The organism is Streptomyces griseofuscus (assembly GCF_014673495.1).
GTDB classification, from domain to species: Bacteria; Actinomycetota; Actinomycetes; order Streptomycetales; family Streptomycetaceae; genus Streptomyces; species Streptomyces murinus.
In genome coordinates, this window is the sequence record NZ_CP051006.1 from 3,150,175 (window position 1) to 3,167,139 (window position 16,965).

Here is a 16,965-nt window from a genome sequence, read left to right on the forward strand (position 1 = left end):
GGCCCCGGGGGCTACGCCGCCTCCCGGTACGCGGCCGCCTCCTCCAGGTCCAGGTGCCGCAGCAGGGCGCGCAGCATCTCGTCGTCGATGTAGCGGTGGTCGCGCAGCCGTACGAAGACCTCACGCTCGGCGCTGATCATGGCGCGGGACAGCCGGCGGTAGGTGTCGTCCACGGACTCGCCGGTGACGGGGTTCGCCTGGCCGAGGCGCTCCCAGACGGCGTTGCGGCGGCGCTCCAGGACGTCGCGGAGGCGGTCGGCGAGCGGCGGCGGCAGCGCGTTGCGCTCGTCGGCGAGGAGTTCCTCCAGGCGGCGTTCGGCGGCCAGGGACGCCTGCGCCTGGGCGTTGGCCTCGGCCAGGGTCTCGGCCTGGCGGTCGCGGCCGGGGAACTTCATCAGGCGGATCAGCGGGGCGAGGGTGAGGCCCTGCACGACCAGGGTGCCGATGACCGTGGTGAAGGTCAGAAAGAGGATCAGGTTGCGCTGCGGGAAGGGTGCGCCGCCGCGGATCGTCTCCGGGATGGAGAAGGCGATGGCCAGGGAGACCACGCCGCGCATCGCCGCCCAGGAGACCACGACCGGTGCCCGCCAGGTGGGGTCCTCCTCGCGCTCCCGGACGCGCCGGGACAGCACGCGCGGCAGGAAGGTCGCCGGGAACGTCCAGACGAACCGGGCGGCCACGACGACCAGGAAGACGGCGATCGCGTACCAGGCCGCGTCGGCCCCGTGATAGGCCGCCAGGCCCTTGAGGATGGGCGGCATCTGGAGGCCGATCAGCGCGAACACGGCCGACTCCAGCACGAAGGCGACCATCTTCCACACGGCCTCCTCCTGGAGCCGGGTGGCGAAGTCGACCTCCCAGGCGCGGTGCCCGAGGTAGACGGCGACCACGACCACCGCGAGCACCCCGGAGGCGTGCAGCTGCTCGGCGACCCCGTAGGCGACGAACGGGATCAGCAGCGAGAGGGTGTTCTGGAGCAGCGCCTCGGTCAGACGGGTGCGCAGCCAGTGGATCGGCACCATGAGCACCAGGCCGACGAGCACGCCGCCGACCGCCGCGCGCAGGAACTCCTCGATGCCGCCCGCCCAGGTGGAGCCCGCGCCGACGGCGGCGGCGAGGGCCACCTTGTAGGCGGTGATCGCGGTGGCGTCGTTCAGCAGCGACTCGCCCTGGAGGATCGTGGTGATCCGGGACGGCAGCCCGACCCGGCGGGCGATCGCGGCGGCCGCGACCGCGTCCGTCGGCGCCACGACCGCGCCGAGCACCAGCGCGGCGGGCAGCGGCAGCCCCGGTACGACGAGATAGGCGGCCCAGCCGACGACGAAGGTCGCGAAGAGCACGTACCCGACGGACAGCAGCCCCACGGGGCGCATCTGGGCGCGCAGGTCCAGGTAGGAGCTCTCGGTGCCCTCCTTGTAGAGCAGCGGGGGCAGCACCAGGGGCAGCACGACATCGGGTTCGAGCGTGTAGTCGGGGATGCCGGGCACGTACGACACCACCAGGCCCGCCGCGACCAGCAGCAGCGGTGCGGGCACCGGGGTGCGCCGGGCGATCCCGGCGACCGCGGCACTGCCCGCGACCAGCAACAGCAGGGGCATCACGTCCATGCTTCTCGCCCACCCTCATTTTCCGCGCGGCCACCCGCACACCCGTCGTAATCTGGCAATCATGAAACAGTGCACGCACGCCGACGCGCTGCCGCATCCGGAACCCGCGCCGCGCTCCGCGACCTGTCCGGAGTGCCTGGCAGCCGGGACGCACCCGGTGCAGCTGCGGCTCTGCCTGACCTGTGGCCATGTCGGCTGCTGCGACTCCTCACCGGGCCGGCACGCCACCGGGCATCATGAGCAGACCGGGCATCCGGTGATGCGGACGTTCGAACCGGGCGAGGACTGGCGATGGTGCTTCGTGGACCACGTACTCGTCTGAGCGGTACCCGGGTCGGATCGTTGATCATCTTCTCGTTCGGGCACTGTGTCGTGTGACACTGCATGCGGCGGCGCACGCACGACGGTTCGGGCGTCTGACGTCTGGGTACGTCAACCCGGCGCGCGCTCTTCCGATTTGGGGCCGCACACCCCCTAGACACGGAGCGTATCCACAGCTTTACTGTGAGTGACGCCAGGGGGTCGGGGTCCCGGGGACGGAAACATTCGGCGCGCGATAGCGTCACCGCTTGAACCACCTACGCGTTAGCCCCGGGGGGCGACCCTCGGCCCCTGTAAAGCTTGTACCACCATGGAGGTGAGGGTGTCCCAGATCGCAGGCGAACCCGCGGCGAACCAGGATTTCGTGGAGGTCCGGCTGCCGGCCGCGGGTGCCTACCTGTCGGTGCTGCGGACGGCCACGGCCGGTCTGGCGGCCCGCTTGGACTTCACCCTGGACGAGATCGAGGATCTGCGCATCGCCGTGGACGAGGCCTGCGCGATCCTGTTGCAGCAGGCCGTGCCGGGCTCGGTGCTCAGCTGTGTCTTCCGGCTGGTCGACGACTCGCTGGAAGTCACCGTGTCGGCCCCGACCACGGACGGCCATGCCCCCTCGCGGGACACCTTCGCCTGGACCGTGCTGTCGGCCCTCGCGGGGAAGGTCTCGTCCGCCGTCGACGAGGACAAGACGGTGTCCATCAGCCTCTACAAACAGCGCGGCGCGGGTCCCGGGCCGGCGTGAGGGAGAACGGGGACGGTCCGGTGCGGGACGAAGAGCGCGGCACGCGTGAGCTGCCGACCGGGGACGGGGGTGCCCCCTGGTCGAGTGCGGCGGAGACCTCCGGGGAGAACCCCCGCGACGGTTCCCGGCGCATGGCGGACGGCATCGACGGCATCCCCGAGCAGGCCAGGCCACACCCGGAGGACCACTCCGCAGGGCCCGGCGGTGCGGGCGCAGGCCCCGACACCTCGCCCGAGGCGCGCGGCGGGGCCGCTCCCGCCGGCCGCGCGGGGGCGAGGGCTCGGGGAAGGGCTACGGGCGGGACGATGAGCGAGCACGAGCGATACGCGGACGACGGCGCGCTGAGCGCGGAGGCCGCACCGCACGACCCGCACGACCGCAGCGGGGCCCGTGCGATGTTCGTCGAACTGCGCGGGCTCGACACGGGCAGCACGGAGTACGCGGAGCTGCGCAATCAGCTGGTCCGCATGCATCTGCCGCTGGTGGAGCACCTGGCGCGCCGGTTCCGCAACCGCGGCGAGCCGCTGGACGACCTCACCCAGGTCGCCACGATCGGTCTGATCAAGTCCGTGGACCGGTTCGACCCGGAGCGGGGCGTGGAGTTCTCCACGTACGCCACGCCGACCGTGGTCGGCGAGATCAAGCGGCACTTCCGGGACAAGGGCTGGGCGGTCCGGGTGCCGCGCCGCCTCCAGGAGCTGCGGCTCGCGCTGACCACGGCGACGGCGGAGCTGTCCCAGCTGCACGGCCGCTCGCCGACGGTGCACGAACTGGCGGAGAAGCTCGCGATCTCCGAGGAGGAGGTCCTGGAGGGCCTGGAGTCGGCGAACGCGTACTCCACGCTGTCCCTGGACGTCCCCGACACCGACGACGAGTCCCCCGCGGTCGCCGACACGCTCGGCGCGGAGGACGAGGCGCTGGAGGGGGTGGAGTACCGGGAGTCGCTCAAGCCGCTGCTGGAGGATCTGCCGCCGCGGGAGAAGCGGATCCTGCTGCTGCGTTTCTTCGGGAACATGACGCAGTCCCAGATCGCGCAGGAGGTCGGGATCTCCCAGATGCACGTCTCCCGGCTGCTGGCGCGCACACTGGCGCAGCTGCGGGAGAAGCTGCTGGTGGAGGAGTAGAGCGCCCGCCCTACTCGGCGCGGCCCGGGCCCTTGATGTTCAGGGCCTGGGTCGTCTCGCGGTTGATGAGCAGTACGAGAGCCGTGACGGCCACGACGGCGAGGACGATCCCGACCGGGACGGCGAGGCCGCCGGACTTGAGCATGTTCAGCCCCACCGGCAGGGCCATCAGCTGGGTGATCACGGCGGGACCCCGGCTCCAGCCGCGGCGCAGCAGAAGGCCGCGGGCGGCCAGGAGCGGAAGCAGGGCGAGCACGGCGAGGGTGATACCCAGCGTCACGGCCTGCTGCCGGTCGTCGGGAGCGCCGGCGATGCCGAGCACGAGAACCCAGAGGCCGCCGACGAACAACGCGACGCCTTCCAGGCCGGCCAGCGTGGCGGCGTACGTCAGCCGACGGGGGCGGGTGCCGTCGGCTGCGGCCGTGTCCGGTACGGAGGTCTGCTCACTGCTCACCTCAGCAGGGTAGCCGTCGGCGGAAGCGGGCCGGGGGTGGACCCGGTCACCGGCCCCGCCCACGTGTGCGGGCTCACCCCCTCCCCTCTTACCCGATCCCTACCTCGGCCTGGGCCCGGTACCGCCGGGTAGGTACGCTGACGTGCATGCGTGCTCTCCTCGTGGTCAATCCGGCGGCAACCACCACCAGCGCACGCAGGCGTGATGTGCTGACCCACGCGCTCGCCAGCGAGATGAAGCTGGAGGCGGTCACCACCGAGTACCGCGGACACGCCCGGGACCTGGGCCGGCAGGCCGCGGAGAGCGACGACATCGACATGGTCGTGGCCCTCGGCGGCGACGGCACCGTCAACGAGGTGGTCAACGGGCTGCTGCACGCGGGCCCCGATCTGGACCGGCTGCCCGGCCTCGCCGTCGTGCCCGGCGGCTCCACCAACGTCTTCGCCCGCGCCCTCGGTCTGCCCAACGACCCCGTCGAGGCCACCGGCGCCCTGCTGGACGCGCTGCGCGAGAAGCGGGAGCGCGTGGTGGGCCTCGGTCTCGCCTCCGGCACCCCCGGTACCGAGGACGAGGGGGTACCGGCCCGCTGGTTCACCTTCAACGCGGGACTGGGCTTCGACGCGGGCGTCGTCGGCCGGGTCGAGCAGCAGCGCGAGATGGGCAAGAAGTCGACGCACGCGCTCTACGTACGGCAGGTGATCCGGCAGTTCCTCGGCGAGGCCAATCGCCGGCACGGCCCGATCACTCTGGAGCGGCCCGGCGAGGACCCGATCGAGGATCTTGTTGTCGCCATAGTCTCGAACACGTCCCCTTGGACGTATCTCGGCAATCGCCCCATGTACACATCGCCTAAGGCCTCGTTCGACACGGGCATCGACGTGCTCGGTCTCAGCCGCCTGTCCGCGGCCGCGGTTGCCCGGTATGGCACCCAGTTGCTCACTTCGTCCCCCGAGAGCGGACCCCATGGCAGGCATGCGTTCCCACTCCATGATCTGGACTGCTTCACCTTGCATTCGAAGGCTCCTCTGCCTCTACAGATGGACGGTGACCACCTGGGGCTGCGCAGGAGCGTGACGTTCACAGGCGTACGCCGCGCACTGCGTGTGATTGTGTGAGTGGAAGAGGCGAAAGTCCTTTCACTCGAACGTTTAGGCCAGGATCCACCCCATGGAAGTACGGCTGTGACCCAGTCGACACCGAGGAATCAAAAAAAACTTTCCGGAAGGGGTTGTATCCGCCGCTGAGGTTTGCGAGTCTCTACGTGGCGATCGGGACGGCCCCCAACACCGGCCTCCACTGATCACCGGAACCCCTCTTCATACCAAGGACCCCGCCGGGGAAGACTCGGCGTTCGGCCCTTCACTTGTCGAGGGATTCGTGAAAGCGTTCACATTCACAAGCAACTTGCACGTAATACCAAGGAGAGGTAGCAGCCATGGACTGGCGTCACAACGCCGTTTGCCGCGAGGAAGACCCCGAGCTCTTCTTCCCCATCGGCAACACCGGTCCCGCGCTGCTGCAGATCGAGGAAGCCAAGGCCGTCTGCCGTCGCTGCCCGGTGATCGAGCAGTGTCTGCAGTGGGCGCTTGAGTCCGGCCAGGACTCCGGCGTCTGGGGTGGCCTCAGCGAGGACGAGCGTCGCGCGATGAAGCGCCGTGCCGCCCGCAACCGGGCCCGTCAGGCCTCCGCCTGACACACCCACCCCAGCTGACAGCCTGAGCTTGGCGGCGCGTGCATCGAGCACGCTTCTCCCGCCCCCGAGCAGCAGCGCGCAGTATCCCCCGGTGCCGCCCAGCGAACAGCAGCGCAGCAACGAGCACGAGCCTCGGACCAATGACGGTCCGGGGCTTTTTGCTTTCCCGGAACGCGCCTCGGAGCCTGTCCCGGAGCGCGTCACGCCCGGCGCCGCCATTGGTTCATACCAACGCCCCCTCCCCCGGGGGCCGTTGACTACTTCTGCGCGCGCACCGGGATGTCCAGGATCACCCTGGTCCCCCGCTCCGGCGCCGGGACCATGTCGAACGTGCCGCCCAACTCGCCCTCCACCAGGGTCCGTACGATCTGGAGCCCCAGGTTGCCCGAGCGGTGCGGGTCGAAGCCCTCGGGCAGGCCGACCCCGTCGTCCTGGACGGTGACGAGGAGTCGGGCCTCCTTCGTGCTGCCGCCGCGCACCGCGGAGACCTCCACCGTGCCGGTCTCGCCCTCGCGGAAGCCGTGTTCCAGGGCGTTCTGGAGCACCTCGGTGAGCACCATCGACAGCGGTGTGGCCACCTCTGCGTCGAGTATCCCGAAGCGCCCGCTGCGCCGGCCGGTCACCTTGCCCGGCGAGATCTCGGCGACCATCGCCAGCACCCGGTCGGCGATGTCGTCGAACTCCACCCGCTCGTCCAGGTTCTGGGAGAGCGTCTCGTGCACGATGGCGATGGAGCCGACCCGGCGCACCGCCTCCTCCAGGGCCGCGCGCCCGCGTTCGGAGTCGATGCGCCGGGCCTGGAGCCGCAACAGGGCGGCCACCGTCTGGAGGTTGTTCTTCACCCGGTGATGGATCTCCCGGATGGTCGCGTCCTTGGTGATCAACTCGCGTTCGCGGCGCCGCAGTTCGGTGACGTCCCGGCACAGCACCAGGGCCCCGATCCGGGTGCCCTTGGGCTTGAGCGGGATGGACCGGAACTGGATCACCCCATCGGGCGACTCGATCTCGAACTCGCGCGGCGCCCAGCCGCTGGCCACCTTGGCCAGCGCCTCGTCCACCGGGCCCCGGGTGGGGGCGAGTTCGGCGGTGGTGTGCCCGAGGTGGTGTCCGACCAGGTCGGCGGCGAGGCCGAGGCGGTGGTAGGCGGACAGCGCGTTCGGGGAGGCGTACTGGACGATGCCGTCTGCGTCCAGCCGGATCAGTCCGTCGCCGACGCGCGGTGAGGCGTCCATGTCGACCTGCTGGCCGAGGAAGGGGAAGGACCCGGCCGCGATCATCTGGGCGAGGTCGGAGGCGCTCTGGAGGTAGGTCAGCTCCAGGCGGCTCGGGGTGCGCACGGTGAGGAGGTTGGTGTTGCGGGCGATCACCCCGAGGACCCGGCCCTCCCGCCGTACGGGGATGGACTCGACCCGTACGGGGACCTCTTCGCGCCACTCCGGGTCGCCCTCGCGCACGATCCGGCCCTCGTCGAGCGCCACGTCCAGCATGGGCCGCCGGCCGCGCGGGACGAGGTGGCCGACCATGTCGTCCTGGTAGGAGGTGGGGCCGGTGTTGGGGCGCATCTGGGCGACCGAGACGTACCGGGTGCCGTCCCGGGTGGGTACCCACAGGACCAGGTCGGCGAAGGAGAGGTCGGAGAGCAGCTGCCACTCCGAGACCAGCAGGTGGAGCCACTCGAGATCGGAGTCGTCGAGGCCGGTGTGCTGGCGGACCAGCTCGTTCATGGAGGGCACGCTTGCGAGCGTACCCGCGGGCCTCGGCATGGCCGAAAAACACCCGCGGGCCGCGGCGCCTGGAAGGGACCCTCAACCCTCCCGGCACCGCAGCCCGGAGCATCATCGGCCGTGGGGTGTGCGGTCCCGGTCGGCCGAAGGCCGAGGAGCCGGGGCAGTCAGGGCAGAGAGCGCCGGTTCCTCGATCCGCCTTCCTGTGCGGGGAAGACGGGGCTTGTTCGCTTCGCACTGTTCGCCCGCGGGTCGCTTACCCACCGCTTGTTCGAACAGTCTCTTCGATTGTGGACTAGACCATGGGGCATGTCCATGGCCTTACGGCAGACGCGACCCATGGCACTCGATGCCACGCAGCCTAGCCCGCCCGGGTCGACCATGGGGACAGAAGGCATCGGTAATTTCCGTGGCCCCTCCTGCCGAGGCATCGGCGCGAGAGGCCTGCTCTGTTAGATTGGTCTAAACCACATAGACGCACGAGCCCTCTCCAGAACGGCAGGCCCAGCGTGGAAGTTGTCATCGTTCCGGACGCCGCGGCGGGTGGCGAGCTGATCGCCGAGGCCATGGCGCAGCTGCTGCGACGCAAGCCCGACGCCCTGCTCGGCGTCGCCACCGGCTCCACCCCGCTGCCCGTCTACCAGGCGCTCGCGGCCCAGGTGCGGGCCGGCGCCGTGGAGACGGCACGGGCCCGGATAGCCCAGCTCGACGAATACGTGGGGCTGCCCGCCGAGCACCCCGAGTCCTATCGCTCGGTCCTGCGCCGCGAGGTGCTGGAACCGCTCGGCATCGGCATGGACTCCTTCCTCGGCCCCGACGGCACGGCCGAGGACGTCCAGGCGGCGTGCGCGGCGTACGACCGCGCGCTCGCCGCGGCCGGCGGGGTGGACCTCCAGCTGCTCGGGATCGGCACCGACGGGCACATCGGGTTCAACGAGCCCTGCTCCTCGCTCGCCTCCCGTACCCGGATCAAGACCCTCACCGAGCAGACCCGCGTGGACAACGCGCGCTTCTTCGACGGCGAGATCGAGCAGGTCCCGCACCACGTCATCACCCAGGGCATCGGCACCATCCTGGAGGCCCGGCACCTGGTGCTGCTCGCGACCGGCGAGGGCAAGGCGGACGCGGTCGCGGCGACCGTCGAGGGCCCGGTGGCGGCCGTCTGCCCGGCCTCGGCGCTCCAGCTGCATCCGCACGCCACCGTCGTCGTGGACGAGGCGGCCGCCTCGAAGCTGAAGCTGGCGGACTACTTCCGGCACACGTACGCGAACAAGCCGGAGTGGCAGGGGATCTAGGAGACGCGGACCCGGTGCCCAGGGGACCCTTGTTGGACTAGACCAGCTCGGGTCCCGACGGTATACAGAGGGGATCACGGAGCGTGCGGGTGGAGTCCTGACACAGTAAGCCGTGCCACGATGTGAGCCGTGGCCGATGGGGATGTCGGTCGCTTTCGGCATCCGGAGCCGGGAAGGCGGAGCATGAGCACCGATGTCAGCAGTGCGGAGAACGAGGCCGGCACGACCGTCCGTACCGCGCGCGTGCCGAAGTACTACCGCCTGAAGAAGCATCTGCTCGACATGACGGAGACGCAGGCGCCCGGCACACCGGTCCCGCCGGAGCGCACGCTGGCCGCGGAGTTCGACACCTCCCGCACCACCGTCCGCCAGGCCCTTCAGGAGCTGGTCGTGGAGGGCCGTCTGGAGCGCATCCAGGGCAAGGGCACCTTCGTCGCCAAGCCCAAGGTCTCCCAGGCGCTCCAGCTCACCTCCTACACCGAGGACATGCGCGCCCAGGGCCTGGAGCCGACCTCCCAGCTGCTGGACGTCGGCTACATCACCGCCGACGACCGGCTCGCCGGGCTGCTGGACATCTCCGCCGGGGGGCGGGTGCTGCGCATCGAGCGGCTGCGCATGGCCAACGGCGAGCCCATGGCCATAGAGACCACCCATCTCTCCGCCAAGCGCTTCCCCGCGCTGCGCCGTTCGCTGGTGAAGTACACGTCCCTCTACACGGCGCTCGCCGAGGTGTACGACGTCCATCTCGCCGAGGCCGAGGAGACCATCGAGACCTCGCTGGCCACCCCGCGCGAGGCCGGTCTGCTCGGTACGGACGTCGGGCTGCCGATGCTGATGCTCTCCCGGCACTCGCTGGACCGCGCGGGCCTGCCGGTCGAGTGGGTGCGGTCGGTGTACCGCGGCGACCGGTACAAGTTCGTGGCCCGGCTGAAGCGCCCGATGGACTAGCGCCTGTCCGGAGGCGTTCGTTCCTTCGCCGAATCGATACACACAGCTTGAGACGGGGTCTTCCACTGGCTGGATAGCGTCACCTAGATTGCCTGCGCATTACACAGGTGATCAGCGAGGGGACGGAGCCGCAGCATGCCAGAAACGCCCGAAGTAGGACCACCGGTGGTGACACCGCTGCGCGTGGTCATCGGCATTTGTCTCGTCGCGCCCTTCGTCGCGATGCTGTGGGTCGGCTCCTACGCGAAGACGGACCCGACGTTCATCGGCATCCCGTTCTTCTACTGGTACCAGATGGCCTGGGTGCTGATCTCCACCGCCCTCACCATGATCGCGTACAAGCTCTGGCAGCACGACCAGCGCTCCCGTCGTGACGCGCAGGGGGGTGCCGCGAAGTGAAGACCGGAGTCAACGGCGTCGCACTGGGCGTCTTCATCTTCTTCTTCCTGGCCGTCACGGTCCTCGGCTTCCTCGCCGCGCGCTGGCGCCGGGCCGAGAACGAGCACACGCTGGACGAATGGGGGCTGGGCGGCCGCTCGTTCGGCACCTGGATCACCTGGTTCCTGCTCGGCGGCGACCTGTACACGGCCTACACCTTCGTGGCCGTACCGGCGGCGATCTACGCGGCGGGCGCGTCCGGCTTCTTCGCGGTGCCGTACACGATCCTGGTCTACCCGCTGATCTTCACCTTCCTGCCGCGGCTGTGGTCGGTCTCGCACCGGCACGGCTACGTCACCACCTCCGACTTCGTGCGCGGCCGGTTCGGCTCGAAGGGGCTCTCGCTCGCGGTCGCGGTGACCGGCATCCTGGCGACGATGCCGTACATCGCGCTCCAGCTCGTCGGCATCCAGGCGGTGCTGGACGTGATGGGCGTCGGCGGCGGTGACAACACCAACGGGTTCGTGAAGGACCTGCCGCTGCTGATCGCGTTCGCGGTGCTGGCGGCGTACACGTACTCCTCGGGTCTGCGGGCGCCCGCGCTGATCGCGTTCGTCAAGGACGGCCTGATCTACCTCGTCATCCTGGTGGCGATCATCTACATCCCGATCAAGCTGGGCGGGTTCGACGACATCTTCGCCAAGGCGGCCCACGCGTTCAGCCAGGTCAACCCGGCCACCGGCAAGCCGCGCGGGGCGCTCGCGCCGGCGCCCGCCGGGCAGTGGACGTACGCCACGCTGGCGCTCGGTTCCGCACTCGCGCTGTTCATGTACCCGCACTCGATCACCGCGACGCTCTCCTCCAAGAGCCGTAACGTGATCCGGCGCAACACCACGATCCTGCCGCTGTACTCCCTGATGCTGGGCCTGTTGGCGCTGCTGGGCTTCATGGCGATCGCGGCCGGGGTGAAGGTCACCAACGGGCAGCTGGCGATCCCGCAGCTGTTCGAGGACATGTTCCCGGACTGGTTCACCGGTGTGGCGTTCGCGGCGATCGGCATCGGCGCGCTGGTGCCGGCGGCGATCATGTCGATCGCGGCGGCGAACCTGTTCACGCGCAACATCTACAAGGACTTCATCAAGCCGGACGCCACGCCGAAGCAGGAGGCGCAGGTCTCCAAGTTCGTGTCGCTGCTGGTGAAGGTCGGCGCGCTGATCTTCGTGCTGGGCATGGACAAGACGGTCGCCATCAACTTCCAGCTGCTGGGCGGCATCTGGATCCTCCAGACCTTCCCGGCCCTGGTCGGCGGTCTGTTCACCCGCTGGTTCCACCGCTGGGCGCTGCTCGCGGGCTGGGCGGTCGGCATGGTCTACGGCACCCTCGCCGCCTACGGTGTCGCCTCTCCGACCCAGAAGCACTTCGGCGGCTCCGCCGACGACATCCCGGGCATCGGCCAGATCGGCTACATCGGCATGACGGCCTTCGTCCTCAACGTCCTCGTCACGGTCGTCCTGACCGTCGTCCTGAAGGCCGTGAAGGCCCCCGAGGGCGTCGACGAGACCCGTCCCGAGGACTACACGGCGGACGCCGGCGACCCGGGCGTGGCGGTCGAACTGCCGCCGGCCACGGCGGGCAGCACGCACTAGCGCGGCGCCCGGGGGACCCGGGCGACCAGGGACGGGCCGGCGGCGCCAAGGGCGTCGGCGGCCCGTTTCGCATACCCCCCGTAGACACAACGTGACACAACATCTGGGGGTGGCATGACGGCCCGGCACTAGATGTATGCTCATGGTCGCTGTCGTCGCAGGGGAATCCGGTGCGAATCCGGAACTGTCCCGCAACGGTGTACTTGTGCGTATCCGCGCACAGGAATCAGTCCGAGGACCTGCCGGCAGCGCACCCGACCCACCGGTTCGGGTGCTCTGAGACGTCCGGGCCTCGCGGAGTGGGCCGGTGGACGCGACGCCCTGTGCGCTCGTGACTGCCCCTGCCCTCCGCCAGGCCCCGTGCCGAGCGAGGGAGAGCCCCACGTGACCATCGCGCCAGCCGAACCGGCTTCAGCCCAGGGCCAGGAGAACGACGGTCCCGGTACCGCGCTGCTGCGGACCCTGACCGAGCTGACCGGGGACCTCCCCGACGCCGATCCGGGCCGGGTCGCCGCCGCCGCGCTGCGCGGCCGCTCCGCCCACGCCGACGAGACGGAGCTGCGCGAGCTCGCGACCGAGGCCGCGGCCGGACTGATCTCCGAGGACCCCGCGTACTCCCGGCTCGCCGCCCGGCTGCTGACCATCTCCATCCGCGCCGAGGCCGCCTCGCAGGGCGTGACGTCCTTCACCGAGTCGGTCGCAGTCGGACACCGCGAGGGGCTCATCGCCGACCGGACGGCCGAGTTCGCCCGGATCCACGCCGCCCGGCTCGACAACCTGATCGACCGCGCCGCCGACGACCGCTTCGGCTACTTCGGCCTGCGCACCCTGCACAGCCGCTATCTGCTGCGCCACCCGATCACCCGTCAGGTCATCGAGACGCCCCAGCACTTCATGCTGCGGGTCGCCGCCGGCCTCGCCGAGGACGATTCGGCCCGCTCCGTGGACGAGGTCGCCGCGCTCTACCGCCTGATGAGCCGGCTCGACTACCTGCCCTCCTCCCCCACCCTGTTCAACTCCGGCACCCGGCACCCCCAGATGTCGTCCTGCTACCTCCTCGACTCCCCGCTGGACGAGCTGGACTCCATCTACGACCGCTACCACCAGGTCGCGCGGCTCTCCAAGCACGCCGGCGGCATCGGCCTGTCGTACTCCCGTGTCCGCGCCCGCGGTTCGCTGATCCGGGGCACCAATGGGCACTCCAACGGCATCGTGCCGTTCCTGAAGACGCTGGACGCCTCGGTGGCCGCGGTGAACCAGGGCGGCCGGCGCAAGGGCGCGGCCGCGGTGTACCTGGAGACCTGGCACTCCGACCTGGAGGAGTTCCTGGAGCTGCGGGACAACACCGGTGAGGACGCCCGCCGTACCCACAATCTGAACCTCGCGCACTGGGTGCCGGACGAGTTCATGCGCCGGGTCAACGCCGACGGGCAGTGGTCGCTGTTCTCCCCGGCGGACGTGCCCGAGCTGGTGGACCTGTACGGCGCGGAGTTCGACGCCGCCTACCGCGAGGCGGAGCGCAAGGGCCTCGCGAAGAAGACCATGCCGGCCCGTGAGCTGTACGGCCGCATGATGCGCACCCTCGCGCAGACCGGCCAGGGCTGGATGACGTTCAAGGACGCCGCCAACCGCACCGCCAACCAGACCGCCGAGCCGGGCCAGGTCATCCACTCCTCCAACCTCTGCACGGAGATCCTGGAGGTCACCAACGACGGCGAGACGGCGGTCTGCAACCTGGGCTCCGTCAACCTCGGTGCCTTCGTGGTCGACGGGGACATCGACTGGGCGCGCCTGGACGAGACCGTGCGCACCGCCGTCACCTTCCTCGACCGCGTCGTGGACATCAACTTCTACCCGACCGAGCAGGCGGGCCGTTCCAACGCCAAGTGGCGCCCGGTGGGCCTCGGCGCGATGGGCCTCCAGGACGTCTTCTTCCAGCTGCGGCTGCCCTTCGACTCCCCCGAGGCGAAGGCGCTGTCCACCCGGATCGCCGAGCGGATCATGCTCGCCGCGTACGAGGCCTCGGCCGACCTCGCCGAGCGCAGCGGCCCGTTGCCGGCCTGGGAGCAGACCCGTACCGCGCGCGGGGTGCTGCACCCCGACCACTACGGCGTCGAGGAGACCTGGCCCGAGCGCTGGGCGGCGCTGCGCACCCGGATCGCGGAGGTCGGCCTGCGCAACTCGCTGCTGCTGGCGATCGCGCCGACGGCCACCATCGCCTCCATCGCGGGCGTCTACGAGTGCATCGAGCCGCAGGTGTCCAACCTGTTCAAGCGCGAGACGCTGTCCGGTGAGTTCCTCCAGGTCAACTCGTACCTGGTGCGGGACCTGAAGAACCTGGGCGTGTGGGACGCGCGCACCCGGGAGGCGCTGCGCGAGGCCAATGGCTCGGTGCAGGGCTTCGCGTGGATCCCCGAGGAGGTGCGGGCGCTGTACCGCACGGCGTGGGAGATCCCGCAGCGCGGTCTGATCGACATGGCGGCGGCGCGCACCCCGTTCCTCGACCAGGCGCAGTCCCTGAACCTGTTCATGGAGACGCCGACGATCGGCAAGCTCTCCTCGATGTACGCGTACGCCTGGAAGTCCGGGCTGAAGACGACGTACTACCTGCGCTCGCGCCCGGCGACCCGCATCGCCCGTGCCGCCCAGGCGCAGAAGACCATCCCCGTCCAGCAGGTCGCCGACCCCGACGCCGTCGCCTGCTCCCTGGAAAACCCCGAGTCCTGCGAGGCCTGCCAGTAATTCCCACCCGCCACCCGACCACCACCCCTGGAGGACGGCGCTTCGCGCCGAAAGCAATGATCCGCAACCAGAATCTGCTCGACCCGGGCTTCGAACTGACCCTGCGTCCGATGCGCTACCCGGACTTCTACGAGCGCTACCGGGACGCCATCAAGAACACCTGGACCGTGGAGGAGGTCGACCTCCACTCGGACGTCGCCGACCTCGCGAAGCTCAGCCCGGCCGAGCAGCATCTGATCGGCCGCCTGGTCGCGTTCTTCGCGACGGGTGACTCGATCGTCGCCAACAACCTGGTGCTGACGCTGTACAAGCACATCAACTCCCCCGAGGCGCGGCTCTACCTGAGCCGTCAGCTGTTCGAGGAGGCGGTGCACGTCCAGTTCTATCTGACGCTGCTGGACACCTATCTGCCCGACCCGGAGGACCGCGCGGCGGCCTTCGCGGCCGTCGAGAACATCCCCTCGATCCGCGAGAAGGCCGAGTTCTGCTTCAAGTGGATCGACTCGGTGGACAAGATCGACCGGCTGGAGACGCAGTCGGAGCGCCGCCGCTTCCTGCTGAACCTGATCTGCTTCGCCGCGTGCATCGAGGGCCTGTTCTTCTACGGCGCCTTCGCGTACGTCTACTGGTTCCGCAGCCGCGGTCTGCTGCACGGCCTGGCCACCGGCACCAACTGGGTGTTCCGCGACGAGACGATGCACATGTCCTTCGCCTTCGACGTGGTCGACACCGTCCGCAAGGAGGAGCCGGAGCTGTTCGACGACCAGCTCCAGCAGGAGGTCACCGACATGCTGCGGGAGGCCGTCGAGGCCGAGCTCCAGTTCGCGCGCGACCTGTGCGGTGACGGCCTCCCGGGCATGAACACCGACTCCATGCGGCAGTACCTGGAGTGCGTGGCCGACCAGCGTCTGACCCGGCTGGGCTTCGCGCCGGTCTACGGCTCGGAGAACCCCTTCTCCTTCATGGAGCTCCAGGGTGTTCAGGAGCTGACCAACTTCTTCGAGCGCCGCCCGTCGGCGTACCAGGTGGCGGTGGAGGGCACCGTCGACCTGGACGAGGACTTCTGAGCCTCCTTCTCCCCATGGGCCTCCTGGGCCTTCCTGATCTGCCGGTCGATGCGCCGCTCGCGCAGGATGCCGAGCACGGAGGGAAGGACCAGGAGGACGAGGATCCCGAGGGTCGCGGTCATTCCGATCAGGCCTTGGATCTGGTTTCCAGTCATGCCACTACTGTCCTGCCGGACACTGCTGACCGGGAGTGGCAGGACTGCCGGGCACCCTCGAATTACTGCCAGCCCTGAGGCACACTGGGGCCATGCTCAAGAACGTGGCCGCCGTGCTGCTGAACGGAGTGCACCCCTTCGAGCTGGGCGTGGTCTGCGAGGTGTTCGGCATCGACCGCAGCGACGAGGGACTGCCGGTGTACGACTTCGCCGTGGTCTCGGCCGAGGGGCCGGACCTCGGCACCCACTGTGGGTTCACCGTGTCCACACCGCACGGCCTGGAGCGGCTGGAAGAGGCCGATCTGATCGCCGTACCGGCCGGTGAGAGCTATGCGGACCGGGACTATCCGCCCGAGCTGCTCGCGGCGCTGCGCCGGGCCGTGGAGCGGGGCGCCCGGGTGCTCAGCGTCTGCTCGGGGGTGTTCGTGCTGGCCGCCGCGGGGCTGCTGGACGGGCGCCGGTGCGCGGTGCACTGGCACCATGCCGAGCAGCTGGCCCGGCGCTATCCGCGGCTCGCCGTCGAGCAGGACGTGCTCTATGTGGACGAGGACCCGGTGATCACCTCCGCGGGCACCGCGGCCGGCATCGACGCCTGTCTGCATCTGGTCCGCAAGGAGCAGGGCCCCGAGGTCGCCAACAAGATCGCCCGCCGGATGGTGGTGCCCCCGCACCGGGACGGCGGCCAGGCCCAGTACATCGAACGGCCGCTGCCCAAGGCCCCGTGCGACACCGTCGGCGAGGTGCTGGTGTGGATGGAGGAGCACCTCGATCTGGAGGTGACCGTCGAACAGCTCGCCGCCCGCGCCCATATGGCGCCGCGTACCTTCGCCCGGCGCTTCCAGCAGGAGACGGGGACCACGCCGTACCGCTGGATCCTGCGTCAACGGGTGCTGCGGGCCCAGGAGTTGCTGGAGGGCACCGACGAGACGGTGGACGCGATCGCCGCGCGCACCGGGTTCGGTACGGCGGCCGCGCTGCGCCACCAGTTCGTACGGGCGCTCGGTACCACCCCGAACGCCTACCGGCGCGCGTTCCGGGGCCCGCAGGCCGCCTGAACACGCGCCGGTAGCGG

The 16,965-nt window shown here is 70.0% G+C and carries 16 protein-coding genes and 1 riboswitch; of the genes, 12 read left to right on the forward strand and 4 right to left on the reverse strand.

From position 1 onward, the window contains the following. Positions 1–11: 11 nt before the first annotated feature. Positions 12–1,607 carry a Na+/H+ antiporter gene (locus HEP81_RS13775; RefSeq protein WP_037660212.1) on the reverse strand — a complete coding sequence of 532 codons (1,596 nt, stop codon included), beginning with the start codon at positions 1,605–1,607 and terminating at the stop codon, positions 12–14. Positions 1,608–1,668: 61 nt separating this feature from the next. Here HEP81_RS13775 and HEP81_RS13780 point away from each other — a divergent pair, with 61 nt between their 5' ends. The 3 genes from HEP81_RS13780 to HEP81_RS13790 all read left to right on the forward strand — a co-directional run bounded on the left by HEP81_RS13780 (position 1,669) and on the right by HEP81_RS13790 (position 3,791). Next, a complete protein-coding gene (locus HEP81_RS13780) occupies positions 1,669–1,929 on the forward strand; it encodes a UBP-type zinc finger domain-containing protein (RefSeq protein WP_037660210.1) in 261 nt (86 codons plus the stop codon). Between the two features lie 321 nt (positions 1,930–2,250). Next, positions 2,251–2,667, forward strand: a complete 417-nt coding sequence (locus HEP81_RS13785) for an ATP-binding protein (protein ID WP_009190566.1) — start codon at positions 2,251–2,253, stop codon at positions 2,665–2,667. 20 nt (positions 2,668–2,687) lie between these two features. Further along, positions 2,688–3,791, forward strand: coding sequence for an RNA polymerase sigma factor SigF (locus HEP81_RS13790; protein ID WP_172427630.1), 1,104 nt, complete (start codon positions 2,688–2,690; stop codon positions 3,789–3,791). A 10-nt stretch (positions 3,792–3,801) separates the two neighbouring features. Here the strand turns inward: HEP81_RS13790 and HEP81_RS13795 are convergent, their stop codons facing one another. Further along, on the reverse strand, positions 3,802–4,245 hold the full coding sequence (locus HEP81_RS13795) for a hypothetical protein (protein WP_037660285.1): 444 nt from the start codon (positions 4,243–4,245) through the stop codon (positions 3,802–3,804). Positions 4,246–4,391: 146 nt separating this feature from the next. On the opposite strand from HEP81_RS13795, the gene HEP81_RS13800 reads away from it, so the two are divergent. Together HEP81_RS13800 and HEP81_RS13805 are read left to right on the forward strand one after the other, a co-directional pair. Further along, entirely contained in the window at positions 4,392–5,360 is a 969-nt protein-coding gene (locus tag HEP81_RS13800; protein ID WP_037660209.1) for a diacylglycerol/lipid kinase family protein, read from the forward strand. Between the two features lie 320 nt (positions 5,361–5,680). Next, positions 5,681–5,938, forward strand: a complete 258-nt coding sequence (locus tag HEP81_RS13805) for a WhiB family transcriptional regulator (protein ID WP_003992873.1) — start codon at positions 5,681–5,683, stop codon at positions 5,936–5,938. 257 nt (positions 5,939–6,195) lie between these two features. Here HEP81_RS13805 and HEP81_RS13810 read toward each other — a convergent pair whose 3' ends face one another. Continuing rightward, a complete protein-coding gene (locus tag HEP81_RS13810) occupies positions 6,196–7,662 on the reverse strand; it encodes a sensor histidine kinase (protein WP_037660207.1) in 1,467 nt (488 codons plus the stop codon). Between the two features lie 509 nt (positions 7,663–8,171). Here HEP81_RS13810 and nagB point away from each other — a divergent pair. The 6 genes from nagB (at position 8,172) to HEP81_RS13840 (ending at position 15,738) form a co-directional block, all read left to right on the forward strand. Next, on the forward strand, positions 8,172–8,957 hold the full coding sequence (gene nagB, locus HEP81_RS13815; RefSeq protein WP_037660205.1) for a glucosamine-6-phosphate deaminase: 786 nt from the start codon (positions 8,172–8,174) through the stop codon (positions 8,955–8,957). 183 nt (positions 8,958–9,140) lie between these two features. Then, positions 9,141–9,905, forward strand: coding sequence for a GntR family transcriptional regulator (locus tag HEP81_RS13820; protein WP_037660203.1), 765 nt, complete (start codon positions 9,141–9,143; stop codon positions 9,903–9,905). Positions 9,906–10,040: 135 nt separating this feature from the next. After that, positions 10,041–10,304 carry a DUF3311 domain-containing protein gene (locus HEP81_RS13825; protein WP_106980009.1) on the forward strand — a complete coding sequence of 88 codons (264 nt, stop codon included), beginning with the start codon at positions 10,041–10,043 and terminating at the stop codon, positions 10,302–10,304. After that, on the forward strand, positions 10,301–11,929 hold the full coding sequence (mctP, locus tag HEP81_RS13830; RefSeq protein ID WP_037660201.1) for a monocarboxylate uptake permease MctP: 1,629 nt from the start codon (positions 10,301–10,303) through the stop codon (positions 11,927–11,929). Before HEP81_RS13825 ends, mctP begins: the two co-directional genes overlap by 4 nt. Before the next feature lie 126 nt (positions 11,930–12,055). Beyond that, positions 12,056–12,190: riboswitch (cobalamin riboswitch) on the forward strand. A gap of 123 nt (positions 12,191–12,313) precedes the next feature. After that, positions 12,314–14,671: a ribonucleoside-diphosphate reductase subunit alpha gene (locus HEP81_RS13835; protein ID WP_037660199.1), complete on the forward strand. Its 2,358-nt coding sequence runs from the start codon at positions 12,314–12,316 to the stop codon at positions 14,669–14,671. Positions 14,672–14,727: 56 nt separating this feature from the next. Beyond that, positions 14,728–15,738 (forward strand): ribonucleotide-diphosphate reductase subunit beta, encoded by a 1,011-nt coding sequence (locus HEP81_RS13840; RefSeq protein WP_037660197.1) that lies wholly within the window; start codon positions 14,728–14,730, stop codon positions 15,736–15,738. Here the strand turns inward: HEP81_RS13840 and HEP81_RS13845 are convergent. After that, a complete protein-coding gene (locus HEP81_RS13845) occupies positions 15,651–15,893 on the reverse strand; it encodes a hypothetical protein (RefSeq protein WP_078967568.1) in 243 nt (80 codons plus the stop codon). The two genes, HEP81_RS13840 and HEP81_RS13845, sit on opposite strands and share 88 nt — an antisense overlap. 92 nt (positions 15,894–15,985) lie before the next feature. Here HEP81_RS13845 and HEP81_RS13850 point away from each other — a divergent pair, with 92 nt between their 5' ends. Then, positions 15,986–16,948 (forward strand): GlxA family transcriptional regulator, encoded by a 963-nt coding sequence (locus HEP81_RS13850; RefSeq protein ID WP_037660193.1) that lies wholly within the window; start codon positions 15,986–15,988, stop codon positions 16,946–16,948. The last annotated feature ends 17 nt before the right edge of the window (positions 16,949–16,965 follow it).

Bases quoted from the DNA above. Each gene is read 5' to 3' on its own strand.
- HEP81_RS13850 (WP_037660193.1), top strand. From the start codon at position 15,986: ATGCTCAAGAACGTGGCCGCCGTGCTGCTGAACGGAGTGCACCCCTTC.
- HEP81_RS13775 (WP_037660212.1), bottom strand. From the start codon at position 1,607: ATGGACGTGATGCCCCTGCTGTTGCTGGTCGCGGGCAGTGCCGCGGTC.
- HEP81_RS13825 (WP_106980009.1), top strand. From the start codon at position 10,041: ATGCCAGAAACGCCCGAAGTAGGACCACCGGTGGTGACACCGCTGCGC.
- HEP81_RS13845 (WP_078967568.1), bottom strand. From the start codon at position 15,893: ATGACTGGAAACCAGATCCAAGGCCTGATCGGAATGACCGCGACCCTC.
- HEP81_RS13805 (WP_003992873.1), top strand. From the start codon at position 5,681: ATGGACTGGCGTCACAACGCCGTTTGCCGCGAGGAAGACCCCGAGCTC.
- HEP81_RS13810 (WP_037660207.1), bottom strand. From the start codon at position 7,662: ATGAACGAGCTGGTCCGCCAGCACACCGGCCTCGACGACTCCGATCTC.
- HEP81_RS13840 (WP_037660197.1), top strand. From the start codon at position 14,728: ATGATCCGCAACCAGAATCTGCTCGACCCGGGCTTCGAACTGACCCTG.
- HEP81_RS13780 (WP_037660210.1), top strand. From the start codon at position 1,669: ATGAAACAGTGCACGCACGCCGACGCGCTGCCGCATCCGGAACCCGCG.
- HEP81_RS13820 (WP_037660203.1), top strand. From the start codon at position 9,141: ATGAGCACCGATGTCAGCAGTGCGGAGAACGAGGCCGGCACGACCGTC.
- HEP81_RS13800 (WP_037660209.1), top strand. From the start codon at position 4,392: ATGCGTGCTCTCCTCGTGGTCAATCCGGCGGCAACCACCACCAGCGCA.